The sequence below is a fragment of the Sorangium sp. So ce128 genome (assembly GCF_051525245.1).
GTDB classification, from domain to species: Bacteria; Myxococcota_A; Polyangia; order Polyangiales; family Polyangiaceae; genus Sorangium; species Sorangium cellulosum_B.
Genome location: NZ_CP150313.1, coordinates 2,069,530 through 2,096,363 on the forward strand (window position 1 = coordinate 2,069,530; position 26,834 = coordinate 2,096,363).

The 26,834-nt window shown below is 72.4% G+C and carries 17 protein-coding genes and 1 pseudogene; 10 read left to right on the forward strand and 8 right to left on the reverse strand.

From position 1 onward, the window contains the following. Window positions 1-6: 6 nt before the first annotated feature. From WME82_RS08045 to WME82_RS08060, 4 genes are all read right to left on the reverse strand, one after another. A complete protein-coding gene (locus WME82_RS08045) occupies window positions 7-2,175 on the reverse strand; it encodes a substrate-binding domain-containing protein (protein ID WP_438042346.1) in 2,169 nt (722 codons plus the stop codon). A gap of 316 nt (window positions 2,176-2,491) precedes the next feature. Further along, on the reverse strand, window positions 2,492-3,499 hold the full coding sequence (locus WME82_RS08050) for a hypothetical protein (RefSeq protein WP_438042347.1): 1,008 nt from the start codon (window positions 3,497-3,499) through the stop codon (window positions 2,492-2,494). A 311-nt stretch (window positions 3,500-3,810) separates the two neighbouring features. Then, entirely contained in the window at window positions 3,811-4,878 is a 1,068-nt protein-coding gene (locus tag WME82_RS08055; protein WP_438042348.1) for a hypothetical protein, read from the reverse strand. 315 nt (window positions 4,879-5,193) lie between these two features. Next, window positions 5,194-5,790 carry a hypothetical protein gene (locus WME82_RS08060; RefSeq protein ID WP_438042349.1) on the reverse strand — a complete coding sequence of 199 codons (597 nt, stop codon included), beginning with the start codon at window positions 5,788-5,790 and terminating at the stop codon, window positions 5,194-5,196. A 150-nt stretch (window positions 5,791-5,940) separates the two neighbouring features. Here WME82_RS08060 and WME82_RS08065 point away from each other — a divergent pair, with 150 nt between their 5' ends. The 5 genes and pseudogenes from WME82_RS08065 (at window position 5,941) to WME82_RS08085 (ending at window position 11,553) form a co-directional block, all read left to right on the forward strand. Beyond that, window positions 5,941-7,419 carry a hypothetical protein gene (locus WME82_RS08065; protein WP_438042350.1) on the forward strand — a complete coding sequence of 493 codons (1,479 nt, stop codon included), beginning with the start codon at window positions 5,941-5,943 and terminating at the stop codon, window positions 7,417-7,419. A 58-nt stretch (window positions 7,420-7,477) separates the two neighbouring features. After that, a complete protein-coding gene (locus tag WME82_RS08070; protein ID WP_438042351.1) occupies window positions 7,478-9,166 on the forward strand; it encodes a hypothetical protein in 1,689 nt (562 codons plus the stop codon). Window positions 9,167-9,358: 192 nt separating this feature from the next. Then, a pseudogene (locus WME82_RS08075) lies at window positions 9,359-9,637 on the forward strand (AAA family ATPase); the annotation flags it as partial. Further along, entirely contained in the window at window positions 9,620-10,762 is a 1,143-nt protein-coding gene (locus WME82_RS08080; RefSeq protein ID WP_438044869.1) for an AAA family ATPase, read from the forward strand. The pseudogene WME82_RS08075 and the gene WME82_RS08080, both read left to right, overlap by 18 nt. After that, window positions 10,759-11,553 (forward strand): hypothetical protein, encoded by a 795-nt coding sequence (locus WME82_RS08085; protein ID WP_438042352.1) that lies wholly within the window; start codon window positions 10,759-10,761, stop codon window positions 11,551-11,553. Before WME82_RS08080 ends, WME82_RS08085 begins: the two co-directional genes overlap by 4 nt. A 3-nt stretch (window positions 11,554-11,556) precedes the next feature. Here the strand turns inward: WME82_RS08085 and WME82_RS08090 are convergent, their stop codons facing one another. Continuing rightward, window positions 11,557-16,533, reverse strand: coding sequence for a sigma 54-interacting transcriptional regulator (locus tag WME82_RS08090; protein ID WP_438042353.1), 4,977 nt, complete (start codon window positions 16,531-16,533; stop codon window positions 11,557-11,559). Between the two features lie 98 nt (window positions 16,534-16,631). Here WME82_RS08090 and WME82_RS08095 point away from each other — a divergent pair, with 98 nt between their 5' ends. The 3 genes from WME82_RS08095 (at window position 16,632) to WME82_RS08105 (ending at window position 20,499) form a co-directional block, all read left to right on the forward strand. Continuing rightward, entirely contained in the window at window positions 16,632-17,333 is a 702-nt protein-coding gene (locus WME82_RS08095) for a hypothetical protein (RefSeq protein WP_438042354.1), read from the forward strand. 96 nt (window positions 17,334-17,429) lie between these two features. Beyond that, window positions 17,430-18,119 (forward strand): hypothetical protein, encoded by a 690-nt coding sequence (locus WME82_RS08100; RefSeq protein ID WP_438042355.1) that lies wholly within the window; start codon window positions 17,430-17,432, stop codon window positions 18,117-18,119. 229 nt (window positions 18,120-18,348) lie between these two features. Continuing rightward, a complete protein-coding gene (locus WME82_RS08105) occupies window positions 18,349-20,499 on the forward strand; it encodes a substrate-binding domain-containing protein (RefSeq protein ID WP_438042356.1) in 2,151 nt (716 codons plus the stop codon). A 29-nt stretch (window positions 20,500-20,528) separates the two neighbouring features. Here WME82_RS08105 and WME82_RS08110 read toward each other — a convergent pair whose 3' ends face one another. The 3 genes from WME82_RS08110 to nrfH all read right to left on the reverse strand — a co-directional run bounded on the left by WME82_RS08110 (window position 20,529) and on the right by nrfH (window position 24,302). After that, the gene (locus WME82_RS08110; RefSeq protein ID WP_438042357.1) at window positions 20,529-21,854 is read right to left on the reverse strand and encodes a M28 family metallopeptidase; all 1,326 of its coding nucleotides are present in this window, start codon (window positions 21,852-21,854) and stop codon (window positions 20,529-20,531) included. 471 nt (window positions 21,855-22,325) lie between these two features. Beyond that, window positions 22,326-23,753 carry an ammonia-forming cytochrome c nitrite reductase subunit c552 gene (locus WME82_RS08115; protein ID WP_438042358.1) on the reverse strand — a complete coding sequence of 476 codons (1,428 nt, stop codon included), beginning with the start codon at window positions 23,751-23,753 and terminating at the stop codon, window positions 22,326-22,328. A 30-nt stretch (window positions 23,754-23,783) separates the two neighbouring features. After that, on the reverse strand, window positions 23,784-24,302 hold the full coding sequence (gene nrfH, locus WME82_RS08120) for a cytochrome c nitrite reductase small subunit (RefSeq protein WP_437869726.1): 519 nt from the start codon (window positions 24,300-24,302) through the stop codon (window positions 23,784-23,786). 294 nt (window positions 24,303-24,596) lie between these two features. Here nrfH and WME82_RS08125 point away from each other — a divergent pair, with 294 nt between their 5' ends. Both WME82_RS08125 and WME82_RS08130 read left to right on the forward strand, forming a co-directional pair. Further along, on the forward strand, window positions 24,597-25,475 hold the full coding sequence (locus WME82_RS08125; protein WP_438042359.1) for a phytanoyl-CoA dioxygenase family protein: 879 nt from the start codon (window positions 24,597-24,599) through the stop codon (window positions 25,473-25,475). A 56-nt stretch (window positions 25,476-25,531) separates the two neighbouring features. Next, the gene (locus tag WME82_RS08130; RefSeq protein WP_438042360.1) at window positions 25,532-26,776 is read left to right on the forward strand and encodes an MFS transporter; all 1,245 of its coding nucleotides are present in this window, start codon (window positions 25,532-25,534) and stop codon (window positions 26,774-26,776) included. Window positions 26,777-26,834 lie beyond the last annotated feature (58 nt).

Below are 26,834 nucleotides of genomic sequence, written 5' to 3' on the forward strand. Positions count from 1 at the left end.
GACGGATCAGGCCCGGGGGACCCGCGGCGCGTCGAGCGGCTGCCGTTTGCGGCGCAGCGCCGAGAGCGCGCTGCCGAGGGTCTGGTGGAGCGTCATCCCCTGGAGGTCGATGCCGAGGCGGATGAACCCCTGCGCGACCTGGGGCCGCATCCCCACGACGATGACCTCGGCGCCGAGCAGGAGGGCGGCGCGGGTCGTCTTCATCAGCGACGCCGCGACCTGCATGTCGGCGAAGGGCACGCCGGTGATGTCCATCAGCAGCACCTCGGCTTCCTTTTGGCTGAGCTCCGCGAGCACCACCTCGAGCACGTGGCGCGCGCGCTCCAGATCGATGGCGCCGACGAGCGGCACGAGCAGCACGCCCTGGTCGAGCGGGATGACCGGGCACCCGAGCCGGCGCACGTCGTCCGCGAGGGCGCGCTCGCGCTCGTAGGCGGCGCGCGCCTGCTGCTCCTGCGCGACCAGCGACTCGATCAGCGACGCGCGCTCGAACGCCGCGGTGAGCATCGCCACCCACATCTCCATGTCCCGGTGATCCAGCCCGAGCGGGCTGCTCACCGGGGCGCAGACGGCGAGGATGCCGCGATCCTCACCCTCGCTGCGGAGCGGGATGAGCCGGAGGACGTGGTCGCTCCGCCGGGCGGCGGCAGGCAGCCAGTCGCCGCGCGGGAACGCCTCGGCCGCGACGCGCGCGCCCGCTTCCGGCGTGGCGGCCGCCGCTCCGGGGGAGCAGCTCTCGACGACCCGCAGCAGACGACCCGAGTCCCCGGGCGCCTCCCACACGGCGAGGCAGCCCCAGCTCATCTGCACCGCGGAGAGCCAGCTCAGCTTGCTCCCGCTGCCGCCCGCGTCCGCCAGGAGCGTCTCCCGGATGACGAGGTTGATGTCGAGCAGGCCGTTCAGGTAGTCGGCGCGGGCCGCCTCGATCGCGACCCGGCCCTCCATCATGGCGCGCCGGGCCGCCCGGATGTACGCCGCGACGCGCCGCTCGGCGGCGGCGTCCCCCGCGCCGCGGAGCATCGTCTGGCCGGCCCGCTCCAGCCGGTCGACCATCTCGAGGAGCTGGTCGATGTCGGGCATCTGCTCCGCGGCCTCTCGCCAGGCCCTCTCCAGCGCCGCGGCAGCCGGGCCGGGCCTGCCCCAGACGGCCGCCTCGAGCCCGAGGACCACCTCCGTGGCCCCGGGCCAGGCCTCTTCCGGCGGCGAGCTCGGATCGAGCGCCGTCGAGGCGCTCGCGAGCGCGGCGAGCTCCCGCGCGAGCGCGCCGGCCCGCGCAGCGGCGCTGCGAGCCGACGCGGGCGCGCTGGCCGGCGCCGCGGCGCTGCGGGACGACGGGGGCGCGTCGCGCAGCGCCGGGGCGGGCGAGCAGCCGCAGGAGCGGCGCAGGACCAGGGTCGTCGGCGCGATGTGCCCCGCGCAGGGGAGCTCCCGCCCGGCGAGGAGGTCGATGAGCAGCTCGGCGGCCGTCCCGCCGAGCCGGTCGAACCGCTGGCGGACCGTCGTCAGCGGCGGCGACGCGTACCGGGCCGCCTCGATGTCGTCGAACCCGACGAGCGCGATGTCCTCGGGGACGCGGATGCCTGCCTCGGCGAACGCGTCGAGGACCCCGAGCGCCTCCTTGTCGGCCGACATGAACATCGCGGTGCAGGTGACGCCCTCTTCCAGCAGGCGCCGCACGGCGAGCCGCCCGCTCGCCCGCTCGTTGTTCGGAAGATCGAAGACGAGGTCGGGGTCGAACGAGATGCCGCGCTCCTCGAGCGCGTCCCGGTAGGCCTGGAAGCGCTGCCGGATGTCCTCGTGCGCCATGTGGCCCGCGAAGACGATCCGCTCGTGGCCGTGGTCGAGCAGGTGGCGTACGGCCGAGAGGGCGCCACCGTGGTTGTCGGGCAGGACGTAGGGACAGCGCGCGTCATCGTTTGCGCGCGCGCTGAGCGTCACGACGGGCCGGCCGTCGTCGAGGAAGGGATCGAGTTCCGCCGCGTCGATGAGCGCGATCCACCCGTCGACCTGGTCTCGCGCGAGCCGCAGCCTGTGGACGTCTCGCGGGGACGCCCTGATGGCGATCACCCGATATCCGGCGCGCGCCGCGGCCGACTGGATACCGCCGAGAAGCTCGCAAACATAGCTGCCCCAGATGTCGGGGCACATGATGCCGATGGCTCTATCGAGCGACATGGTGGCAGCATCCTCGGTGGTCCTCAGCGCCCGCGTCCCGTCGTGACGCGATCACAAACGCAACCTGGTAGCACGCGACACCCGTGTGGCCATGCCGCTCTGCGGCGCGCTCGCGGCGGGAGCGGGCGCTCGTCGTCGCGAGCTCCAGCGTTCCCGCGTCCCCACGTCCGGCTCCCGGTCGCCTGCTGATGGCCGTGCTGTGCGGCAAGCGGCGCGAGTATCGGATGGACGGCGATGCTTGTCAGCTCCGATTGTCGCGCGCCGGAAGGGCGCCGCGGCGGGCGGCCTCAGGGGGCCCGCGCCCCGCTGGCCGATGTCATGGTCTCCCCTGCCCGGACTCCGAAACGCACGTGTCGTCCTCGGAAGAGCACACTTTGCCTGTGCGCAGGTCCACGAAGTACCACGCGAGCGTCATCAGCATCGGGGAGGGGTTGCACGGCGGGGCGAGGTGCATCCGGACGTGCGCGCTCGCCCTGTCGACGCTCTCGGGCCGGAAGGCGATGCAGGAGGCGCCGGCGGGCCCTCGTTGCTTCAGCGCCCAGGCCCTGGCCAGGAGGACGGCCCTTTGCCCCTTCCGCTCCAGGTCCTGAAGAAATCGCTCGATGGGCACGTAGGCCTTGCCGTCGTGCCACATCGCCGCGCCGCGCCGCATATCGACGCGGAATCGCTCCGTGGCGCAGATGCGGCTCGCCGGGGAGCACGTCTCCCCGGCCCGGGCGACGAGATCGAAGGCGTGGCCGTGGGACGCCTCCAGCGTGAGCGAATCGACGCCGGACCACTTCCATTCGAGCAGCTGGCCGAGCGCGGTGACCGCCGGGTGATGGTCCCGGTACCAGCTCGCCTTGAACGCCGCGTAGCCGCGGAGCTCGCCGTTGTCGTCCCACGAGAGCTCGCGCGTGCGCCTGTCGACGCGGAAGCGCGCGAGCCGCTTGCGGCCGTCGGGCGAGAGCACGGACACGTGGAGGTGCATGGCCGTCTCGTCCTCGACGCGCAGCTCGGTCGTGCCTCCCCAGGTGATGGCGTCGTCGATGAAGCGCTTCTCCAGCGCCGAGACGGCTGCTCTCAGGGACCCCTCGCGCGCGGCGAAGAACTCGCGCATCGGCCGGGGCGCCGCCTCGTCCCACCAGCGCACGGTGCCAGCGCGCCTGTCGACGGCGAACGTGGCGAACGGCGCGAGGCGCGCGCTGAACGGAGCGCACTGGACGGGGCCGCGCTCGCGCCGATGCAGCGCGACCATCGCCAGCCCGGCTGCGTCCTGCTCCGGCGCCAGCTCCCAGCACTCCGCCGGCAGCTTCTCCACGCTCACCCGCGGCGTCAGCCACATGTCCTGATCGTCGGCCGCGCTCGTTCTCGGGGCGGCGAAGAACGGGGCGAGCGCCGCTCTCACGAGGTCCGTGGCGTCGTCCGTTGGGGGGGCCGTTGGGAGGGCTGTTGGAGCGCCGCGCGTCACGGGCCGCGCTGCCGGTCGAGGTACCAGAGGTCCTCTTGCCTCGGGCGCGGGGGCCGCGCACGCCGTGAGCGCGAGCGACAGGCAGGCCGCGCAAGAGAGGGCCAGTCCGCGCAGGCGCCGCCGCGCCGGCCGCGCGATCGCCGCCGCGGGCATCCTGCTCTCGGCCGAGCCGCTGCCCGGACCTCTCATGGCTTCACCCTCGAGAACACGCGCTCGACGCAGCGGTCCGCGCCCTGCTTCGCCAGGAGGACGTGGGTTGTCGCGGTGGACCGGGCGAGGCCCGGGCGCGTCAGCCACAGCTCCACGTCCTCGCACTTCGTGGGATCCTCCCCGTCGGGGCCCCCGCACGCGCCGAGCTGCGGTGTCGACGCGAGCCCTGGCAGCGCTGCGCGCAGCTCCCGGTGCCAGCGCTCGCCCGCGGACGGCGACGCCGCTGCGCAGAGCCAGCGCTCGGCCTCTGCCCACTCGATCCCGAGCCAGGCGACCACGAACGACTCCGCGTCAGGGGCGAGGGGCGGCGCTCGACGCACGCTGTCGCCTTCCACCGTGTAGCGCGCGGCGAGGGCGTCCCAGCGCGGGTACCATGGGAGGAAGGTCGGGTCGCCTGTCCAGCGCAGCGTGAAGCCCCCGGCGGACACCGCGAGGGTATAGCCTGCCGGCATGTGGAATCGGAGGCTGTTCGCGAAGGCCGCGCGCGGGTGCAGCGGGTCAGTTCCCTCCAGCAGCACCCTCGTGGTCAGCGTCCTCCAGAGCGAGACACAGGACGACTCCGCGCTCGAGACGGCCAGCGCCCAGCGCCCCTTCGGTCGGCCCGCAAGGAAGCCGTAAGACAGCCGGTTTCCCTCCGACGTCCGCTCCGACAGATTGCTCTCGTGAGCGAGCGCGAGGCGAAAGCCCGCCCGGCCCCGCTCGAAGACGTAGAGAGACGAGTCCTCGCCGCACGGGACCGCGAGCGTCAGGAGCGCGACGCGGAGCTCGGGGTGCGCCGCGGGCTGCTCGATGCGGAGGTCGAGGAGGCTGCCCCACCGCCGTTCCTCGCCGGCGGGGCGGACGCCGAGCCGCCCGAGCTCCGCCATCGCCCGCGCGCGTGCGTCGGCCGGCGCGCCCTCGACCGCGTCGAGCGCGCGCCCGACGACGCCTCGGAGCTCGGCCTTCAAGGCGCGGAGCAGCGCGGGAGCTCCCGCCGGGGACGCGCTCAGCCCGATGCCTTCCGCGCTGGTGTCGAGCGCGGCGAGCGCCTGCATCGTGGCCACGACATCGGGTGGAAGCGGCGCTTCGCCCGGGGCTGGCCCTGGCGGGGGCGCCGGCGTCCTCTGGCGCTCCGCGGGCAGCGGGCGCGGTGGTGTTGCGTCTTCCCGCCGAGGCGGCGCGGGTGACCGGCGCGCTCCGCTCACGGGCAGAGCTCCGGGTGGAGCTCCTCCCGTGCAGGCGAGTTGCCAGAGCAGCGCGGCGGCCAGAACGCCGCCTCCGGCGCGCAAGCGAGGAGCTCGGGGTGGGCTCGGGGACATCGGCGCAGCCTAACGCCGATCCCGGGTTTCCGATTCCTTCGGCGGCGCCTTGGTCGCGGCTCAGGTCCCGTGCGGCGAGTGTTGCTCGGAATCGCTCGAAAAGAGAAACGCCTGCTGCTCGAGGGCCACCCGCCCCTTGCGCTTTGGCCGGCGCGGCGGCGCCCCGGACTCCGTCGGCTCGCCCTCGGTCTGCTCGGCGCAGCGCGGGCAGACGGCGGGCGGCGCGGGCGGCTCCGGCGCCGCGATCTCGAGCCGGGGTGGCAAGGGGGGGGCCGGCGCCGCCTCGGGCTGCTGGGGTTCGACCGGATCCGCCCGCTCGATCTCGGCGCGACCGCGCGCGTGCTCGGCGGTGACCAGGGCGCGGAGGGCGCGGGCGGCGGCGCGGTGCTCGGCGGCTGCCCGGCGCAGGCGCGCGACGAGCTCCAGCGCTGCCCGCGGCGGCGCGTGGAAGCGGGCGCGCTCGCGGTGCGCGCAGCCGTCGTGGGCGCCGCCGCTGCTGCCGCAGTCGACGCAGATCCGCTCGAGCGAGAGCGGCTCCCGGATGGCGGAGGTCGGCTCGTCCGCCGCGGTGTCGTCGGGCGGGAATGCGTCGATGGGTTCCTCGGCGGGCGGCAGCTCTTCGACGACGACGGCGGCGGCGGCCTTGCGGTGGCGCATGCCGATCGGCTAGCAGATCATTGAACGGATGTACAGTTGTCCCTGGCGCTCGTGGCGCGGCGGACCGTCCGGGCTTGGCGGACGCCCGGGCATGGCGGACCAAGGAAACGTCTGTGTCTGCCGTGTCCATTGTGATTGAATCCCTGGTTCATGGCTCAGGATGCGGTCACGCGGCTCGGCAGGGAGGCGCTCTCGCAGTACACCCGCGATGAGCTGATCGAGCTGGCTGACCGCGAGCTGGCCCGCACGGCGGAACCGCTCGTGTTCCTCGCGGAGGCGTCGCGCCGTGAAGACGCGCTCGACGACCGGATCGCGTCGCTCTACGAGCGCGCGCTGCGGTCTCCGTCTCCGCTGGTCAGGTTCCATGCGGCCTGGTGCGTATACGACACCAGAGCTTGCTGGGCCCGGTTCATCCCCGTCCTGCAGGCCGCCCGCGAGGCCGAAGACGACGAGCCGAACCGGGAGAACATCGACGTCGTGATCGACCTTCTGCAGACCGAGCTCCGGGAGGAGGAAGAGGAGCAGATCCGGTGGGCGCACCGGGGGCTCGCTCGCGTCGAGTACGACGTGACCAGGCGGCGAGCGCTGTCCAGCGAGGAGCTCACGGCGCTCAAGCAGGCCGTCGACTTCCTGCGCATGCCGTACGATATCTACCATTGGTACTCCGAGCGGAGCCTGAACATGTCGCTGGAGCGCGCGCTCGCGTCGCTTCGCCAGCTCGAGCGCTGGTGGGACGAGATCGCGCCTTCGTTCCAGTCCGAGTCTCCCTATCGACACGCGGATCCGTTCATGGACGAGGACGGCATCCACCCGCTGGGGGCCTATATCATCAGCAGCCAGTTCCTGTGGCATTATCACGAATCGGAACAGGCGGAGCGCCATCTCCTCCGCTCCTTCCACCTGGCGGAGACGCTCGTGACGAGGGCGCAGGGCGGAGCGGCTCCGGTCATGCCTCGCGCGCCCCTGAAGGAGCGGTATCAGGACAGCGTGTCGCGTTGCTACCATGACCCGCGCCTCTACACGATCAACCATTTCTACCTCGGAGAGCTCTACGAGCGTCGGGGCGCTCATGAGCAGGCCGCGCGGCACTACGCGCGCTTCGCCGAGCTCGAGCCCGATTTCTCCCCGAGGAACTCGTACTCCTCCCACCCGGATTACTACGACGTGAAGCGGTTCTATCCGGGGACGGTCGAGGCGTACGGCAGGCTCGGGAACCTGTACCGCGATCGGCTGGGCAATCCGGATCGGGCGCGGTTCTACTACGAGGAGGCCCTGCGGCTGAGCCCGTCGCACCACACTCCGTACCGGGAGTACGCGCGCCTCCTGCAGCAGGCCGATCCTTGCGGGGCGCTCGACCTCCTGCGGCAGGAGATCGAGGTGCTGACCTCCTATCCGGATCCCGATCCAAGCCCGAACTCGCGCTGTCTTCCGTTCGAACCTCGGGAGGTGGTCCAGCGGTTCCATGCATGGCGCTCTCACCCGATGGCGCCGCGCCACGACGTGGACGTCATGGCGCGGTCGGTTCTCCGGTTCCTGAAGCGCCTGTCTGTCGAGCCGTACCGGTTTGCGTACTCCCAGTGGAATGAGCTCGCCCAGCAGGTGGAGAGCGCGTCGTCTCCGACCGCGTGACCCCCGGCGCCGTCGGGGCGCTGCGTCCGGCGGGGGGCCGACGTGGTAGCCTGCCGGCATGATCCTCACGCTCGCGCCGCTCGCGCAGAGGAGCGCGCTGCCCCGGCCAGCCCGGGGTGTCCGGCTCGCGCGCGCGGCCTTCCTCGCCGGGGCGGCCGCGGCCTCCCTCGCGCTCGGCTGCCAGGGCATCCTCGGCATTCACGACGTCTCGCGCGACGGGGCCGGCGGTGACGGCGGCGCCGGCGCCGGCGGGGCCGCCGCGTCGGGCGGAGGCGGCGGCGACGACCTGTCCGCGCACGGCAGCGGCGGCGGGGCGCCGCAGGCGGGCTTCTCGATCGCGCTCGACCCGGCGGCGGCGCGCGTGGCGCGCGGCGGCTCGACGTCGCTCACCGTCGCCGTCTCCCGCTCGGGCGACTTCGTGGGCGACGTCGCGCTCTCGCTGTCGGGCCTGCCGAGCGGCGTCACGGCGAGCCCGGTCGTGGTCCCGGGCGGCGAGGTTACCGGCGTGCTCACGCTGACCGCGGAGCCGCTCGCGGCGATCGGCGGTGCCGCGCCCTCGCTCGTGGCCAGCGCGCCCGGGCTGGAAGATCGGGAGCTGCCGGTCTCGCTGCTCGTCGCCGATCCGCCGGGGACGCTCGATGCATCGTTCGACGGCGAGGGCATCGCCACCAGCGGCACGCCCCACGAGGCGCGCGCCATCGTCGTCCAGGAGGACGACAGGATCCTCGTCGCAGGGGTCGATGGGGACACCTGGGGGCTCGCGCGCTTCCTGCCGAGCGGCGTGCTCGATCCGGAGTTCGGCACAGGCGGCCTCGTCGTCGGCCAGAAGGGGACGGTCGAGTCGCTGGCCCTGCAGCCCGACGGGCGCATCCTGGCGGTGGGGACGCGCGATCACCAGCTCGCGGTCGTCCGGTTCCACGGGAATGGCGGGATTGATCAGGCCTTTGGCGCCAGCGGGGTCGCGAAGCTCGATCCGGCCACGATCAGCGACTCGGAGGGGTTCGATGTCGCCGTCCAGAGCGATGGCGCGATCATCACCGTCGGTGTCGGCCCCGGCAACCGCGGCATCGTCGCGCGGTTCTCCTCGACGGGCGACTTCGATCGCGACTTCGGCGGCTCGGGCCTCTTCTCGATGGACGAGCGGCCGCTGCACTCCGTCGCGCTCGGCGAGGACGATCACATCGTCGCCGGAGGGACCGAGCGGGACGCGGGCCCCACCTTCCTCGCGGTTCGGCTCGATCGCGACGGGGTGCCCGATCCTGGCTTCGGAACGGGCGGCATCGCCTATCTCTCGCAGACGCCCTACAACGATTCCGACCTCGCCCTCGGAAGCGACGGTAAGCCGGTCCTCGTGGGGTACGCGCTCGACGGCGTGAATCACTATGCCTTCGCGCGCTTCAACGCGGACGGCTCGGCGGACACGACGTTCGGCGGGACTGGCATGGTGAACGCGAGCGGTGAGGAGAGGCCCTATGTGCGGGGCTATGGCGTCGCCCTCCAGGCCGACGGCAAGATCCTCGGCGCGGTCGCGGGCGGCACCCCGAGCTCGGGCATCACGGCCTCGATCCTGCGGCTCCTGCCGGACGGCTCCAGGGACGCCGGGTTCGGCGCCTCGGGCGCTGTCGTGCTGGACGACCATCCGGACCAGAACTACCTCTACGCCGTCACCGTCCAGCGCGACGGCCGCATCGTGGCCGCGGGGAAGCGGTCGAACCTGGGCCTCATGGTCGTGCGCATCTGGGATTAGGCGCTGTTCGTGCCCGCCTGCACCGTGAACCCGACAGTTCGACGACCCAGCGACCAGGGTGTACCGGCGCCAGCCAGGGGAGGGGATGCTGGCGCGCGCAGGCAGAGCCACGAGGACTCCCCCTGGCTCCCCCGGCATGCCGTTGCCGGCCGGGCTTGCCCTGGCCGGGTTGATGGGCGATAGGGAGGCGAGATGACGACGAGGAAGGCAGCGGCGGGCGGAGCCAAGCGCCGGGTCGCGCGGAAGCTGGGGCCGAGCAAGGGCGCCCGTGGCGTCTACTTCTTGTCGCTCACGCTGGAGGACGTGCGCTGCTTCGGGCCGGCGCAGACGCTCGACCTGTCGAACGGCGAGGGGAAGCCGCGGCAGTGGACCGTGATCCTGGGGAACAACGGGGTCGGGAAGACGACGCTGCTGAAGGCGCTCGTCGCCAGCCGGCCGGTGTTGGACGGAGAGTTGGCGGGGTACGTCTCCTGTCACATCCTATCTGGCTCGCCATCAGCTTTCTTTATCAACGATGGAGAACTGCGGCGCACCTCGGCAGGAACTGCAACCCTCGAGAGCCGTATTTCGTTCGGTGGCCTGATCTCGGTACCTGGATCCAGCTTCCGCACGGAAACGCTGCGTGCCAGGGTCGAAGACGGCGGTGGCACAATCAAGGCTTCCGAGCGGGTCGAGTTGGCCGATCTGTTCTGCGTTGCCTATGGAGCCTCGCGTCGCATGGGCGCGAGCGCCTTGACGGATCCCCGTGGCGACGATCCGATCGCTACCCTCTTCGACGAACACGTTCCCCTGCGCAACGCCGAGGAATGGCTCCTCCAGGCCGACTACGCCGCGAACAAGCCCTCTCCGCACCAGGCGCAGGCTCGCGCCCGGCGGGACGCGGTCCGGTCGATGCTCATCGAGCTGCTGCCCGAGGTCGAGGACATCCAGATCCTCGCCGATCTGGACGATAACCCTGCACGCCCCCGCCCCGGTATCCTGCTCGATACGCCCTATGGCCGGGTGCCCCTCCAGGGCCTGAGCCTCGGCTACAAGACCCTTCTCGCATGGATGGTCGACTTCGCCAGCCGCCTCTACGAGCGTTACCCCGACAGCGAGAACCCCCTCGCGGAACCGGCGGTGGTCCTCGTCGACGAGATCGATCTGCACCTGCATCCGGCCTGGCAGCGGAAGCTGCTCAGCTATCTCTCGGAGCGCTTCCCCAACGTCCAGTTCATCGTCACCGCGCATAGCCCGCTCGTGGTCCAGGCGGCGGAGAACGCCAACATCGTCGTCCTGCGTCGTGAGGGCGACCACGTGGTCATCGACAACAGCGGCGCGGCGGTCCGAAACTGGCGGGTCGATCAGATCCTGACGAGCGACCTGTTCGGGCTGCCGAGCGCGCGGCCGCCTGTGCTCGACGCGCTCCTCGCCGAACGCCGGGAGATCCTGACCAAACCCCGCCTCTCGACGGCCGATCGACGCGCGCTCGAGCGCGTCGAGCGAGAGATCGGCGAGCTGCCGACCGGCGAGACGCCCGAGCAGATGGAGGCCATGGACATCATCCAGCAGGCCGCGCGCTCGCTGAAGAAGGCCGGTGGCGGCGCGTCCAGATGATCCGGGTCAAGAAGCCGGAGCAAGCGCCCGGGAAGCTGCGAGACAAGGCGCCCGCGGCGCGCGCGGCCGTCTGCGCTTCGTACCGCGGCGCGCGCGCATCGATCCAGCGCGGCGCGGCGACGCTCGACTTCGAGGTTGCCGTCTATGCCCATCCCGCCGTGAAGACGGCGCTGGAGGCGGCTCACCACGGCAAGTGCTGCTACTGCGAGTCGAAGGTGAAGCACGTCGCTCACGGGGACGTGGAGCACTATCGGCCCAAGGCCGCGGTGCAGCAGGCGCGGACGGCGCCCGTCGAGCGCCCGGGGTACTACTGGCTGGCGTACGCGTGGGAAAATCTCCTCTTCTCGTGCGTGCTCTGCAACGAGAAGCACAAGAGGAACCTGTTCCCGTTGCGTGATCCCCGGAAGCGCGCCCGCTCGGCGCGCGCCAAGCTGGCCGCGGAGGCGCCGCTCCTCGTTCATCCCGCGCAGGAGGATCCCGAGCAGAGCATCGGCTTTCGCGACGAGTACGCCTATGCCATCGAGGGGGATCCGCGCGCCGAAGCCACGATCGACGAGGTGCTGCAGCTCAACGAGCGGCCATCTCTCCTGGAGCGCAGGCGCGATCACCTCGCGAGAATCCGCCTCATGCAGGTGATCGCGGGCCAGCCAGAGGTCGAGCCTGCCGTGCGGGCGCAGGCCCGCGCGTGGCTCGATCGCAGCGTCGCGGACGACGCCGAGTACGCGGCCATGAGTCGAGCCGCGCTCCGCTCGCCCTCACCTCGCCGGGACGCCTCCCCGCTTGCGCGCTGACCCTCACTCCTCCCGCAAGAGCCCGTAGCGGGCGAGCTTCCGGTACAGCGTCATCCTCGGGATCCCGAGGCTCCTCGATACCTCGCTCACGTTCCAGCGGGAGAGCTCGAGCGCGGCGCGGATCCGCTCCTCCTCGGCGCCCTGGTGCTCGGCGCGCGACCGGCCCCGCGGCGCGGGCGCCGCCGCCGGCAGCTGGATGTCGGCGGCGCCGATCTCCGGGCCCGGCGAGAGCACGCACGCGCGCGAGAGCACGTTCTCGAGCTGCCTCACGTTGCCGGGCCAGCCGTACGACGAGAGCCGCCGGAGCGCGCCCCGGGACAGCCGGAACGCCGGGCGGCCCTGGCGCGCCGCGAGCTTCTCGACGATCGCCTGCGCGATCGCCGGGATGTCGTCCGGCCGGTCGCGCAGCGGCGGCAAGCGGATCTCGATGACGCTGACCCGGTAGTAGAGGTCCTCGCGAAAGCGCCCCCGGGCGACCTCCTCCCGCAGATCCCGGTTCGTCGCGCAGACGACCCGCACGTCGGCCACCGAGACGCTCCGGTCCGACCCCACCGGGCGGATCGAGCGCTCCTGGAGCGCGCGGAGCAGCTTCACCTGCACGCCGAGCGGCACCTCCCCGAGCTCGTCGAGGAACAGCGTCCCGCCCCGCGCCGAGACGAACAGCCCGCCGTGATCGCGGACCGCGCCGGTGAACGCGCCCTTCACGTGGCCGAAGAGCTCCGACTCGAGCAGCGCCTCGGGCAGCGCGGCGCAGTTGACCGCCACGAACGGCCCGTCCCGCCGGGGCCCGCCCGCGTGGATCGCGCGCGCGACGAGCTCCTTGCCCGTGCCGCTCTCGCCGGTCACCGTCACGGTCACGTCGCTCTCCGCGACGCGCTCGCAGAGCGCGAGCACCGCGCGCATCGGCGCGCTCCTCCCGGCGATCTCCGGGAAGTCGCGGCGCGCGTCCGCCCGGGTCCGCTCGAGCTCGTGCGAGAGCCGCTCGATCTCGTCGGCCTGCGAGCGCATGAGCTCCGCGACCCGCCGCTGCTCCTCCTCCAGGGCCCGCGTGCGGTCCCGGAGCTCGGCCATCAGCCTGCCGTTGTGCAGCGCGACCGCGATCTGGTCCGCGAACGCGCCGAGCAGATCCGCGTCGCCCTCCGCGAACTTGCCGCGCTGGAACCGGTTGTCGAGGTAGACGGCGCCGAGCACCGCGCCGTGCGCGCGGATCGGCACGCACACGATCGACCGGAGCCGCAGGCCGTGCACGGACGCGTTCCCGTGGAACCGCTCGTCGGCCAGCGCGTCGACCGTGAGCACCGCCTCCCCGCGCTCGACCACCCGCTTCGCGATCCCGTGGCTGAACTTGAGCTGGCTCTTGCCGACGCGCTCGCGATCGAGGTTCCGCGCGACTGCGACCTCGAGCCTGCCCTTCGCGTGGCCTCCCGGTTCCGGCGACGGCGACGCGAGAATCACGAACCCCCGCTCGGCGCCGGTCAGCTCGATGGCCGCGTCCATGGCGAGGCGGAGCACCTCCTCCGCGTCGAGCGTCGAGCTCAGGCGCCGGTTCACCTCGAGCAGCTTCAGCACGAGCTCCATGCGGGCCCCCGGCGGCGCGGGCCCGCCGCGGAGCGCGGCCCGCCGGGGGTGCCGCCAGAAGACCTCGGCGAGCTCGGCGGGGAGCGTGCTCCCGATGCGCTCCCAGCACTCGAGCGCGGCCGTGCGGTGCCGCTCCGCCAGCGCCGCCGCCGACCGGAGGCGGAGCACCTCGGCGGACACCTCCTCGTGCTTCGCGTGGAGCTCGAGCTGCGAGACCCTCGCCACGAGGCCCGCGCCCCGCTGCACCTCCGCGAGGGCCGCGCCCGTGTCGCCGCGGGCCAGCGCGAGCTCCGCGCCCGCCGTCGCGTGGCGCAGCGCGAGGTCCGCCGCGTCGGCCTCCCGGAGCAGCGCCGCGGCCTCGGCCAGCCGCGCGCCCGCCGCGGCCCTGTCCCGCGCCGCGAGCGCGACCTCCGCTGCGTGGATCACCGCCTCGCACGCCTCGCGCTTCGAGCCGCGCGCCGCGTGGCCGGCGCGGGCCTCCTCGAGCAGCCGCGTCGCCTCGCCGAGCGCGCCGCGCGCGGCGGCGATCTCCGCCGCGAGCCCGAGCGCCGCCACGGCGATCTCCTCGGGGGCCCTCGGGCCCTCGGGCGCTCGCATCCGCGCGACGGCGAGCTCGGCGCGCTCGAGCAGGCCGACGTCCGCGTGGATCTTGGCGAGGTTGAAGCGCAGGGTCGCCTCGGTCCGCTCCTTCGCGAAGGCGATCGCCGCCCGGAGCCCGCGCTCGTAGCAGCGCAGCGCCGCGCCCCAGTCGCCGAGCTGGTGCCTCGCCGTCCCCAGGTTGAGCGCGGCCGTCGCGAGCAGGTCGCCGAGGCCCTCGGCCTCGGCCAGGTCGAGCGCCTCCTGGAACCCGCGCGCCGCCAGGGCCGCGTCGCCGGCGCGGTAGGCGTGGAGCGCGTGGTAGCTGAGCGTGCGGGCGCGGGCGCGGGGCGAGCCCGACGCCGGCCGCAGCGCGACGGCGCGCGCCAGGCTCTGGAGCGCCCCGGCCTGGTCGCTCAGGTACCCGAGCGCGAGGCCCAGCGTCTCGGCCAGCTCCGCGGCGGCCTCGCGCGCCTCGCCGCTCGCGAGGGCGCCGTCGGCCTCGCGCGCCTCGCCGCTCGCGGGCGCGCCCTCGACCTCGCGTGATCCGACCGCCGCGAGCGCCCCCTCCGCCTCGCGCCGGGCCTCGTCGTAGCGGCCGAGGCGCAGCAGGCAGCGCGCGGAGAGGCTCGCGAGCCGCCCGCCCCAGGGCCCGGGCGAGAGGGCCCGCGCGCGCCCGAGCTGCCAGAGCGCCCGCTCGACCTTGCCGAGCTTCTCGTAGCAGCGCGCCGCCCGGTACGAGAGCTCCGCGCCGACGTCGGCGGGCGGCCCCGCGCGCCTCGCCCGCGCGAGCAGCGAGAGCGCGCGCCGCGGGTCGCCGGCCGCCTCGATCGCGGACGCCGCGGCCACGAGCGTCCGCGGCGCCGGCAGGACCTCGCAGGCGGCGTCCGCCGCGCGCACCCAGGCGCGCGGCGCCCACTCGAGCATCGGCCCGGACGCGGCGAGCGCCCGCCGCGCCGCCTCGTGGTCGCCCGCGAGCACGAGCGCCCTCGCCCGGTCCGCCGCGCGCTGGCTGCGGAGCGCCGGGCCGAGGGCCGCCTCGTCGGCGCCGGCGAGCTGGGCCGCCATCGCGGCCGCGATCTCGCGCACGACGCCCGCGTCGAGCCAGGGCAGGAGCGCCCTGGCTTGCCCGGGCTGGCCGAGGCGGAACCCCTCGCCGTCGAGCCGCGCGAGCCCCGCGGCCTCGATCGCGTCGAGCGCCGCGCGCCCCACGCCGAGCGCGGCGGCGGCCTCGGGCCCGAGCGGGTCCGCGACCGCGAGCGCCGCGAGGGCGCGCGCCTCGCCGCGGTCGAGCGCCGCCACGCGCCGTCGCCAGAGCTCCGGGGTGCCCGTCGTGTGGACGAACCTGTCGAGCTCCGCCTCGCTCAGGCTGCGCTGCGCCAGCGCGGCGCAGAGCTCCTTGAGCGCGCGCGGCCGGCCGCCGCTCGCGCGCAGGAGGTCCGACGTGCGCGCCGCCGTGGCGAGGGGCGCGGTCCAGACCCGGACCGCGTCCTCGCCGAGCGGGCCCAGCGGCAGCTCGACGACCGCGCCGCCGCCCACGTCGAGCCGCTCCGCGGAGGCGATCAGCCAGAGGACGGCGTCGGTCGGCTCGGTCGATCGCACGAGCGCCTCGAGCAGCGCCCGGTCGTGCGCGCCCAGCCTGTGGGCGTCGTCGATCGCGAGCACGCGCGGCCGGCGCGGCGCGGGCAATCCGTACGGATCCCGCACATCGCGCGAATCCCCCGGGCCGCGCGCCGCCTCGCCCTCGCGCCCGCGCGCCCCCGCGAGCTCGCCGCGGGCCCCGAGCAGCGCGTCGACGCCGGCCGGGAGCTTCGCGCCGCCGAGCGCCCGGACCAGCAGCGCGCGCAGCGGATCGTCGCCGCGGGGCGCGCCCTCGACGACCTGCGCGCGGAGCTGCGCGCGCCACTTGAGCTCGCGGAACAGCCGCGATTTGCCCGCGCCTTCCTCGCCCGTGACGATCACCGCGCGCGGCCCGCGCTCGCCGCGGAGCAGCGCCTCGAGCGCCGCGCCGAACGCCTCGACCTCGCGCTCCCGGCCGACGATCTCGCCCGGCTCGCTCACGACGGCGGGCGCGCGCCGCGGCAGGCCGCCCGCGGAGAGGGCCTCGAGGACCTCCTCGACCCCGGAGGGGCGGCTCGCCGGATCCTCGGTGGTGAGCCGCTCGGCGAGGCGGCGAACGGCGGCGGGCGGCGCCCCGGAGAGGAGCGGGAACAGGGCCTCGAGCGTCCGCCCCACCGCGAAGAGATCGGAGCGCGCGCTCGGCGGGGCCCCCCGGAGGAGCTCTGGCGCGAAGAACCGCGCCGTCCCCGAGAGGTCCCCCGCGTCCGCGCGCATCCTCCGCGCCGCGCTGAGGTCGATGAGCACGCCCGCGCCGTCGTCCCGAACGAGGACGTTCTCGGGCTTGAAGTCGCCGTGGACGATGCCGGCGCCGTGGAGCCACCCGAGCGCGTCGAGCGCGTCGAGCAGGACGGGCAGGGCCGCGCGGAAGGCGCGCCCCCGCGCGTGCTCGGCCAGCGTCCGGCCGCGGATGAGCTCCGTCGTGGCATACGTGAGCGGCTGGCCCGGCGCGCCGCCGGACGTCGTCCGGGCGAAGTCGTACGCCCGCGGGAGGCGCGGGTGAGCGCAGGCGGAGAGCAGCGAGAACTCCCGCCGGAACGCCTCGAGCGCGCCCGCGGAGCCGAAGCTCAGCGATTTCATCGCGACGTCGCGATCGAAGAGCCGGTCGCGCGCCTCGTAGACCGAGGCGAGCCCGCCGCGCCCGAGCGCGCGCACGACCTCGTAGCGGCCATCGACCACGGCCCCTGGCGCAATGCCGTGGTGTACCATCGGTACAATATGGTACAGAATGGTACAAAATGGGGCCGCGATCTCCGCGGAAAGCAGCGGATCGCATTGGCGCGACTCTTGAACAGAGGGGCGGCGTGATGCGCTGGCTTGCGGTCCTTCTCGTCGCTTGCGCCGTCGGGTGCGGGGTGAACCCCATCCCGGAGCCGCCCTTCGAGCGACCGCCGGCGCTCGCCGGCGACGTCGTCGGCGCGGTGTGCGACGAGTGCGACGGCGCCCCGCTAAAGCTCACCGGCGCGCCCGGGAGCGTGACCGACGCCGACGTGGTCTGGGCGGTGAACCTCGACGGGACCGCGCCCCCGGTCGTCGCGCCTGTCGCGGGCGACGGCAGCTTTGCGCTCGACATCGACGGCCTCCGCGGGAACGAGCTGCGCCTCCAGGCGCGGCGCGGCGCGCTGCGCTCCGAGCCGGTGGACCTCATCGCCGGGGCCGGCGCCCTCGAGCCGTCGCCTCGCCCGCTCGCGGACTGCTTCGAGGTCGAGCGCGAGCTCGCCCTGCCCGAGGCGGCCGCCGGCGCGACGTCCAGCAGCGCCGTCGCGCTCGCGCACGCCTGCGGCGCGCCGCTCGCGATCGACAGGATCGCGCTGCGCGCCCCGGCGCCCGAGTACAGCCTCGAGGGAACGGCGGCCCCCGTCGTCCTCGAGGCGGGGAGCGCCGGAGAGCTCCGCGTGGTGTACCGGCCGACCGGCGCCGCCGCGCGCGAGGAAGTGGCGCTGATCGAGGTGTCTTCACCGGAGGTCTTCCGGCGGGCGGTGACGCTCTTCGTGCCCGGCGCTCCCTGAGTCGATTCCAGCTCTCTGCTCCTCCGGGAGGCTCGAGACGGGCCTCGAGGGGGAGGTGCATCTCCCAACCCACACGAGAAAGATACGGAGACCAACATGCGAGCCTGTGCCTTGTTGCTTCTTGCGGCCTCTTCGATCGTCGGACTGCTCGGCTGCGACCCTCCCACGGGCGGCGGCGGGGCGTGCCCGGATCCGAGCGATCCGGGCGTCCACTACGTCTCTCAAGATCCGGACGAATGCGCGCTCATCGACTTCGTCTGCGCGGAGGGACAGCGGCTGATGACCGAGCCCGGGTGCGGCTGCGGCTGCATCGACGAGGAGCCGCCCCCCGCGTGCCCGGATCCGAGCGATCCGGGCGTCCACTACGTCTCTCAAGATCCGGACGAGTGCGCGCTCATCGACTTCGTCTGCGCGGAGGGACAGCGGCTGATGACCCAACCAGGGTGCGGCTGCGGCTGCATCGACGGGGAGCCCACGTGCCCGAACGAGGGCGATCCAGGCGTCCGTTACGTCTCTCACGATCCGAACGAGTGCGCGCTCATCGACTTCGATTGCTCACCGCCCGAGAAGCTCTTCTCCAGCGAGTGCGGCTGTGGCTGCGTCGGCCCCGCGCCGGAGACCTGCCCTGACGCTGCGGATCCGGACGTCCGCTACGTCTCTCACGATCCGGAGTACTGCCACCTCGTCGACTTCATCTGCGCGCCGGGAGAGGAGCAATTCTCCGACGCGTGCGGCTGCGGCTGCGTCGGCCCGGCGCTCCCCGTCGGGCGCGCTCAAGGCAACTGACCGCGCCCGCGGTCTGCCGCCCTGAGAAAGGTGCTCGCACGGCCGTCCTGCGCGGCCGGCGCCGCGCGTGAACCTCGGCGGAAGCAGCCGCTCAGGATTGTTTACATGCGCGCACCCATCGCATCACACAGGATCGAGCGGCGGCTGGCCCACGCGCGAAGTTCTTGAGTCGTTTCATCCAGGACGGTGATAGGCTCGCCCGGGGGATGAGGGGGCGAACGCGACCGGGATGAAGACTGGGCCTGTCGATCAGCGCACATCGAAGGTGATCGGCGTCGCGTCGGTCTTCCTCGACAATTCCTTCAACACCACGGCCTTTCGAGGCATGCACCGCGCCGCGCGAGCCCGGGGCTACGAGCTCCTCCTCATCTACGCGACGCCTCGGCGCGTCTTCGAGCGCGGCGTGGCGCTTCGCCAGGTGGCCGGCTGGATCGCGATGTACAACATCGACGGCCTGGAGGAGCTGCTCTCCGATGGGAAGCCGGGCGTCATCTTCTGCGCGCCCCCGCTCGGGACGCGCTGCCCGGTCGTCCGTGCGGAGAACCACGATTCGATTCACGTGCTCGTCGATCACCTCATCCGGCTCGGACATCGTCGGATCGCTTACATCGGCATGACGGGGTCGGACGATTTCCACGAGCGGGGCAGGGCATTCGATCAGGCGATGCGCGCGCGCGGGCTCGAGGCCGACCTCAACCTGCTCTCCGAGTTTCACGAGTGTGCGATCTTGTATACCGAGCAGCGCTTCCACGAGCTGCTCGCGCGCAATGGCAAGTTCTGTACCGCGATCGTGGCGGGCAACGACGAGATGGCGATTGGCGCCATCAACGCGATCCGGGCAAACGGCTACCGCGTGCCCGAGGACATCGCCGTGGTGGGGTTCGACGACATCAACGCCGCCCAGCACTGCGATCCGCCGCTCACCACGGTTCGGCAGGACCCGGCGCTCCTCGGGAGCACGGCCGTCGAGCGGCTCATCGACTTGCTCGACGGCCTCCCCCCTCGTGAGCTCGTGACCCGCGGCCCGGCCGAGCTGGTGGTGCGTCGCTCGTGCGGAAGCGGCCACGCCGCGTGGAACGCCGCGCCGGTCGCGCCAGCGATCGAGGCGCCGGAGGGCGGCTGGCAGCACGCGCTTTCCCGGCAGATGAGCCTCCTCCTGGATGGGTCGGGGCGCTCGCCGTCCGGCGACGCGCCCCTCGGCTGGCCCGAGGCGGAGGTGATCGCGCAGGGCCTCGGCGCGGCGCTCGCCGGGGAGGAGCCGCTGGACGTGGGGACGCTCCAGCGCGCTTTCGTCGCCGGGGTCGCGCAAAACGACAAGATCGAGGTCCTGCTCGCGGTGGTGAAGCTCGTCGAGCAGACCGCCGCGCGGCGGCTCGCCGGCGCGCCGGAGCCTGAGGCCGCGCGCCGGCTGGAGACGTTCCTCGACCGCGTGCGGCTCGCGCAGCAGCGGGCCCTCGCTGCGTGGGAGCGGCGGAACGTGAGGAGCCTCGAGCGGCTGGTCCGCGCCAAGGTGCACATGAGCAGGCTCCTCGCCTCGAAGCACGCCTGGACCGAGGAGCGCCTGGAGTGGCTGGCGCAGACCTCCGTCGGCGTCGGGTGCGTCGCGCTCTGGGCGGATGCGTCGGGCTCGGCCGAGCCGGAGTTCCTCGTCCACTCCGTGTACCCGAGCGATACGGCCTTGACCGCGCTCGTGGGGCACCGTTATCCGGCCCCCCACTTTCCGCCGCCCGCCCTGCGCGCGGCTGCCTTGCCGGACGAGCCGGGCGGCTATCTCCTGCTGATCCCGCTCGTGAGCGCGACGCGCGACTGGGGGACTCTGGTGCTGGGAGGCCTGCACCTGGAGAGCTTCGTGGACAACCTCCATCCGCTGGCCATGTGGGTGTCGCTCCTGATCGCCGCGTTCGAGCACCATGACATGGAGGCCACGCTGCACGCGGAGCGCGACATGCTGGCGGCCGCCTACGAGCGCGAGCGCGCGCTGGCGAGCACGGTGCGGGAGCTCGGCTGTCCCGTCATCCCGCTGCTGCCCGGGGTGCTGCTCGTCTCGCTGATAGGCGCGATCGACGCCACGAGGGCGCAGCAGATCATGGAGGCCGCGCTCTCTGGCGTCGCGCGGGAGGGGGCGCGGTGGGTGCTGCTCGACGTCACCGGCGTGCCGTACGTCGACGAGGCGACCGCGGCGGCGCTGGTGCAGACGGCGCAGGCGACCCGGCTGCTCGGCGCGCGCGTGAGCCTCGTCGGCGTCGGGCCCAGGATGGCGCAGGGCATGGTCGGCCTCGGGATCGAGCTGCACGACATCTCGATCTTCCAGTCGCTGGCCGCCGCCATCAGCGAGCTGACCAGGCCAGAGAAGAAGACGAAGGCGAGGCGGGCAGAGTAGCGCCGCAGGGCGCGCCGAGATCGCTCGAATCACTTCATCAGGAGCTTCACCGCCGCGCGCCCGGCGGCCTCGGTCAGCCGCCGCATGTAGTCCCAGTTGAGCTGATCGACGCGGTCGCAGCGCTGGTGGTAACAGGGGTTGCCGTCGTCGCCGAAGAAGTCCTGCGATATGGCCACGGCCGGCGCCCCGTAGCGCCAGAACGCCGAGTGATCGCTGCGGTTCGTGCAGGCGTCCACCCGGGTCAGCCCGAGCTCGCCGTGCGACGCGGCCTCCTCGACAAGCGCGGCCAGAGCGGACGACGTGTTCTCGTTGCAGTGGATGACGTGATAGTGCCCGTCGTCGTTGGAGTCGTAGCCTGTCATCTCCAGATCCAGGACGCCGACCACCTGATCCATCTGCCCGTTCCGGTAGAGCTTGCTCGCGTAGGCCCGTGAGCCGAGGAGGCCGTCCTCCTCTTGATCGAAGGCGACGACGCGGAGCCCGATGCTCAGCTTCGCGTCCTTCAGCGCGCGGGCGATGGCGAGCGACGACACGATGCCTGAGCCGTCGTCGTCGGCGCCGGCGTTGCTCATGGAGTCGTAGTGCGCCGAGAGGATGAGGACGCGCGACGGATCGGCGCCGGGCCTGTCCGCCGTCAGGTTGACGCCCCGGCTCCAGCCGCTTTGATAGGCGTGCTCCTCGACGGTGAACCCGATCGCCTCGTATTGCTGGCGCATCCAGTCGCGGGCGAGCGCGCGTCCGTCCTCGGAGCCGCGCTCGCGGATGACCGCCGAGCGGCCGCCTATGGTCACCGGCGCGGCGCCGGAGAGCTCCTTGAGCCGCGCCTCGAGGAACGCGGCGTCGATGTGGAGCTCGGGGAGCTCGGCGGCGTCGCCGTCGAGCCGCGCGCGCGTCCCGGCCGGAGCGCGGGTCCCCTGTGCTCCCGGAGCGCGCGACAGGGCCACCTCGTGCGCCCCGATCGGCTCCGCGTGAAGGCGGTGCGAGCCGAGCCAGTCATGGGGGTCGCGGCCCGTCGGGACGGCGACGGCGGCGATCCCGCCGACGCGCGCGCGCTCGCCCGGGAGCGTCGCGCTGGGCAGCGGCCCCTCCACGAGGTAGAGCGAGGCCCCGCGCTCTTCTCTCAGAGTGACGCTCTGCCAGGCGTCATCGACGCTGGCGCGGGTCACGACGACCTGGCCAGTCTCTGTCGCGAGCCGGTTCAGGAACGTGCTGACCGTATCCTTGCCCACGTGCGAAACGTGGATCTCTCCGGCCGCCGGCGCGCCCGGATCTCCGGACGCGCACGACGTCGAGACGAGCGCGAAGGCGGCACACAGCGCGGCGACGGCGCTCGAACGATTGCGGCAGGTTGTCATGGCGTCTTCCCCTTTCGGCGACACCGTACGGATCTCAAACGAATTATCCAAGCACTATCTCGCGATGAGTCGAGCTTTGGATCGGGCCGCGTCAAATGCAATGAGGGACACATGACCGCTCCACCGGAGCTCTGGAGTCATGGTCCAGCTCGTCAGTCCGTGCGCGATGACGAGGCCGCTCGGCCTGTTCGCGCAGACAAGCGTCCCGCTGTCCGGCGCTCCAATCCTCGCGCCGCGTTCTCCTATATCCCAACGTTTACGTGGTCGTGGACGTTTACGTGGTCGTGGACGTTTACGTGGTCGTGGACGTTTACGTGGTCGTGGTCGTGGTCGTGGTCGTGGTCGTCAACGATAAGCCGTGAACGACCACGACCACGACCACGACCACGTTTACGTTTACGTTTACGTTTACGTTTACGTTTACGTTTACGTTTACGTTTACGTTTACGTTCACGTTCACATCGGCTCGGGTCACTCTTCGGGCGGGGTTCCGTCTCGCAGCGAGAGCTGCCCTCGCCGGCAGGTATCGATGGCGGACGCGAGGATGCGCATCGCCTCCTGCGGCGCGTGGAAGCCGGACGAGTTCTCCGCCTCGGCGAAGTCGACGAAGAACTGACACTTCCGCTGCGCCGCGCGCGGCCCCGCGAGCGCCTCTTCGGCCATCCCGGCCTCCTTCGCCCGGCGGATGTCGCTGATGAGCGCGGTCACGGCGTCCATCGCCCTGCTCCGCGCCTCGAAATGGCGCGACTGGATCGTCTCCACGCGCTGCCGGAGCTCGTCCTCGGGCCACTTGTGGCACGTCTGGCACGCGCGGTTCACGTTGAGGAGCGGGCTCTGCACGTGGTGATCGCTGATCTTCGTCGCGCCGACCCGCTGGTAGGGCATGTGGCAGTCGGCGCAGGCCACGCCGGAGCGCGCGTGGACGCCCTGATTCCACATCTCGAACTCCGGGTGCTGCGCCTTCAGCACCTTCGCGCCCGACTCCGCGTGCGTCCAGTCCGAGTGGCCGCTCTCCTCGTAGTAGGCGTAGATCTCGTCGACCTTGAGGCCCTTCGCCCACGGGTACACGAGCCGCTTCTCCGGGCCCTTGAAGTAATACTCCACGTGGCACTGGCCGCAGACGTACGAGCGCATCTCCTGGCGCGTGGCCATGGTGTTGACGTCGTAATCGGCCTCACCCATCGACGCCTTGAGCGCGCGGATCCCCTCGATGAACCCCGGCCGCGTCACCCGGAGCTGCATCGACTCCGGGTCATGGCAATCGATGCACGAGACCGGGTGCGTCACCAGCTTGCGCGCCTCCGGGAAGGGCATCTGGTTCATCGCCTCCCACCCCCGCATCAGGTCGCCGCCGCCGAGCTTCTTGTACGGCACGTACACGGACGCATGGCAGTGAATGCAGGTGCCCGGCTGCTTCGCCGCGATCTGCCGCTCGGTGTACACCTGATCCTCGAGCATGTGGGCGTGCCCGCGCTCCTCCCGGAAGTCGCGCGCGAAGGCGTAGCCGGCCCACATCGTCTTCAGCCGCCCGTCCTCCTCGAGCTTCGATTGCGCGACCACGCTGCGCGGATCGGCGTCCGTCGGCGTGCGCGGCACCGCCTCGCTCCCGCCGAAGCGCGTGCGCTTCTGGTCGACCGTGCGCCGGTAGCCGTCGTACTGGAGGGGGAAGTTCTTCCCCCAGACGGCCGGGTCGTCTATCGTGTCGTCAAGCTCGACGACGCGATAGAACGGGCTCTTCGCCTCCTGCTTGTGCTCGAAGATGTTCACCAGCAGCGCGGCGATCCCGGCGGTCGCCGCCGCCGCGGCGAGCGCCGCGAGCGGCAGGTAGCGCCAGCGCGCCGGCCGCTTGCCGGCGCGCTCGCTCTTCTGCGTGGATCCTTCGTCCTTCGGCTCCGTCATCGATTCCATCCCTCGTGCAGCGGGCGCCCCTCAGTGCAGGTGGCCCACCGATTCATGGCAGCGCACGCACGAGAGCCTCGCGGCGCCGTGGTGCTCGCTGTCGATCGCATCCACGACGTCGCCGTGGCACCCGCGACAGGCCTCCTCCGTGATGCGTAGATTGCTGGGCTTGATCCGGATCGGGTCCGGGAAGCGGCCCGAGGTGAAGGCGAACGAGTGCCAGAACCCGTTCGACGCCTTCGTGGCATATTTCCCCAGGAACGTGTGCGGCGCGTGACAGTCGTTGCACCCTGCCACGGCCCGGTGGCTGGAGCGCTGCCACCCGGCGAACTGCTCGTTCATGATGTGGCAGTTGGCGCACGCCGACGGATCGCTCCCCAGGTACGAGGCCCCCTTCGCATAAACGAAGGTGTACCCGCCGAGCCCGGCGGCCACGCCGAGCGCGACGCAGAGCGCGAGGAGCAAGGCCCCCGTGGAGCCGCGCCCGCCGCGCGCTCGCTCGCGCGCCGGCGGCTCCGGCGGTTCATCTCGCCGTTGCCCTTCCGTCATGGAATCTTGCTCGTGGGTCATCTATCGCCGGACCGGTTCATCGACTCTCGATCCTCGACCCGCCACTTTGCAAAGCAGGTGCCGCTACGTCTCGGCCGGAGCGACGATCGACGGTCCGGCGGCGGGGACGAGCCCACTCGGCGCGAAGGGCGACCGCGGGACGCCTTGCGGCCCGGCCCACGCGGCCGCAAGGCGTGCGCAGCGGTGCAGATTCCGCGCTGGCGGGCGCGCTCCCTGCGGCCGCTGTTCCCGCCGCGGCCCGTCTGCGCTAGGGAGATGGCCAGGAGACGTCACGTGACCGCCCCGCGCGACACGCAGCCAGCCGCCGCCACGCCCGCGAGCGCCGGCCTGCCTCCGGCGAACCACCGTATCCGGCTGCCGGATTTCGAGCTCGGCGGCGCGCTCACGGCCGAGCAGCGGGGCTTCCTCGACGAGCACGGGTTCATCCGCTTCCGCGGGTTCGAAGGTCGCGGCGCGGTGCGCTCGCTCGTCGAGGAGGTCGAGGCCGTGGACCGGCGGCTCGTCGGGGAGGGCAGGGCGCACATCAACGGCGTCCCGCTCCTCTTCGGCACGCGGAAGGACGGCTCCCGTTACATCCAGCGCATGGTGTTCGCGTCGCTCTTCGGCGAGCGCCTCCGCGCCTTCCTGCGCGACCCTCGCTTCGGCGCCATCCTCGATGTGGCCGGGCCGGGGTACCGGATCGGCGCGCGGGAGCGCGACGGGCTCGTGGTCAATCATTACCGCAACGAGGAAGGGTCGACGCACCGGCGCCTCGGCTGGCACACCGACAGCCTGCGCGACCTCTTCTATCTCGAGAAGCCGCGCCGGTACCTGAACGTCGGCTTCTATCTCGACGACTCGCCCCTCTCGAAGGGCGGCGTGCGGCTGATCCCGTCCTCTCACCGACAAGGCCTCTTCGAGATGATGACCCGGAAGGCCTATTTCCTCGACCACCGGCCCGATCCGGACGAGTTCGCGCTCGAGGCCGCGGCGGGGGACCTCACGATCCACGACGGCCGCATCTGGCACCGCGTCGCGCAGGCCACGGCCACGGGCGACGCCAGCCAGCGGCGCGTGATGTACCTGCCGCTCATGAGCGGACCGCTCAAAGAGAAGCACGAGGGCAGCCCCACGCCCCTCTATTTCCGGCTGAAGCGGCTTGCAGGGTACTGAGCGCCTCGAACGGCGTTATCGCGTCGACGAGCGCCCGCTCGGAAGGAACAGGTGATATGACGACAGCTGCCCCGCACCAGAAGACGCCGTTCACGCCGTACCAGCGGCGGCTGTTCTGGTTCCTGAGCGTGGCCTCGTTCTTCGAGGGCTACGACTTCCTGGCGCTCACGCAGATATTGCCCAACTTCGGCGCGCAGATGGGCCTCTTGCCCCGCCACGAGGGGCTCCTCGTCGGGGTCATCAACTCGGGCACGATGATCGCGTATCTGCTCGTGCGCAAGGCCGACCAGTGGGGGCGGCGGCGGGTGCTCTCGGTCACCATCGCGGGGTATACGATCTTCTCCGTGCTGACGGCGTTCTCGCCGAACGTCTATGTCTTCGCCGTCTTGCAGCTCCTCGCGCGCATCTTCCTCCTCGGGGAGTGGGCGGTCAGCATGGTGTACGCGGCCGAGGAGTACCCGAGCGATCGGCGCGGGATGGTGATCGGCGTCATCCAGGCCTTCTCGAGCCTCGGATCCATCGTGTGCGCGGGCGTCGTGCCGCTGCTCCTCGCGACGCCGTACGGGTGGCGCAGCGTGTACCTCGTCGGCGGCATCCCGCTCGTGCTCATCGCGGTCGCGCGGCGCGGCCTGCGCGAGACAGCGCGGTTCGAGCAGGCGGCGGCCGAGCGAAAGGGGGAGGGGACGCCGCCGTTCACGCGCATCCTGCGCACGCCGCACCGCGGGCGGATGCTGCAGCTCGCCTTGATCTGGGGGCTCACGTACGTTTGCACCCAGAACGCGGTGACGTTCTGGAAGACGTTCGCGCTCCGGGAGCGCGGGCTCAGCGACGCCGAGGTGGGCGGCAGCATCACGTTCGCCGCGCTCGTCTCGATGCCGCTCATCTTCGCCTCGGGCAAGCTGCTCGACGTGGTGGGTCGCCGCAAGGGCGCGGTGATCATCTATGTGCTTGCGGCCGCCGGCGTGCTCGGCGCTTACTCGCTGGGCTCGCGGGGCGCTCTCACGGCCGCGCTGGTCTTCGCCATCTTCGGCGCGAGCGGGGTGCTCCCCGTGCTGAACGCCTACATGACCGAGCTCTTCCCCACGCACCTCCGGAGCGACGCGATCGCCTGGTCGAACAACCTGCTCGGCCGGATCGGCTACATGCTCTCTCCGATCGCCGTCGGCTTCGCCGCGGAGGAGATCGGCTGGGGACCGGCGGTGTCCGCGACGGCGCTCTTCCCGCTGGTCGCGCTCGCGCTCATCCTGTGGCTCCTCCCGGAGACGCGCGGCAAGGAGCTCGAGGAGACGGCGCGGGTATAGCCCAGCTTCGTGTGTCAGAGATCCGGCCAAGGATTGCCGACACGCTACAAGACGTCGA

Coding starts and splice junctions, on each gene's coding strand:
- WME82_RS08115 (WP_438042358.1), bottom strand. CDS start 23,753: ATGACGGAGCCGAAGGACGAAGGATCCACGCAGAAGAGCGAGCGCGCC.
- WME82_RS08060 (WP_438042349.1), bottom strand. CDS start 5,790: ATGCGCCACCGCAAGGCCGCCGCCGCCGTCGTCGTCGAAGAGCTGCCG.
- WME82_RS08110 (WP_438042357.1), bottom strand. CDS start 21,854: ATGACAACCTGCCGCAATCGTTCGAGCGCCGTCGCCGCGCTGTGTGCC.
- WME82_RS08045 (WP_438042346.1), bottom strand. CDS start 2,175: ATGTCGCTCGATAGAGCCATCGGCATCATGTGCCCCGACATCTGGGGC.
- WME82_RS08065 (WP_438042350.1), top strand. CDS start 5,941: ATGGCTCAGGATGCGGTCACGCGGCTCGGCAGGGAGGCGCTCTCGCAG.
- nrfH (WP_437869726.1), bottom strand. CDS start 24,302: ATGACGGAAGGGCAACGGCGAGATGAACCGCCGGAGCCGCCGGCGCGC.
- WME82_RS08070 (WP_438042351.1), top strand. CDS start 7,478: ATGATCCTCACGCTCGCGCCGCTCGCGCAGAGGAGCGCGCTGCCCCGG.
- WME82_RS08095 (WP_438042354.1), top strand. CDS start 16,632: ATGCGCTGGCTTGCGGTCCTTCTCGTCGCTTGCGCCGTCGGGTGCGGG.
- WME82_RS08130 (WP_438042360.1), top strand. CDS start 25,532: ATGACGACAGCTGCCCCGCACCAGAAGACGCCGTTCACGCCGTACCAG.
- WME82_RS08105 (WP_438042356.1), top strand. CDS start 18,349: ATGAAGACTGGGCCTGTCGATCAGCGCACATCGAAGGTGATCGGCGTC.
- WME82_RS08050 (WP_438042347.1), bottom strand. CDS start 3,499: ATGTGGCTGACGCCGCGGGTGAGCGTGGAGAAGCTGCCGGCGGAGTGC.
- WME82_RS08100 (WP_438042355.1), top strand. CDS start 17,430: ATGCGAGCCTGTGCCTTGTTGCTTCTTGCGGCCTCTTCGATCGTCGGA.
- WME82_RS08090 (WP_438042353.1), bottom strand. CDS start 16,533: ATGGTACACCACGGCATTGCGCCAGGGGCCGTGGTCGATGGCCGCTAC.
- WME82_RS08085 (WP_438042352.1), top strand. CDS start 10,759: ATGATCCGGGTCAAGAAGCCGGAGCAAGCGCCCGGGAAGCTGCGAGAC.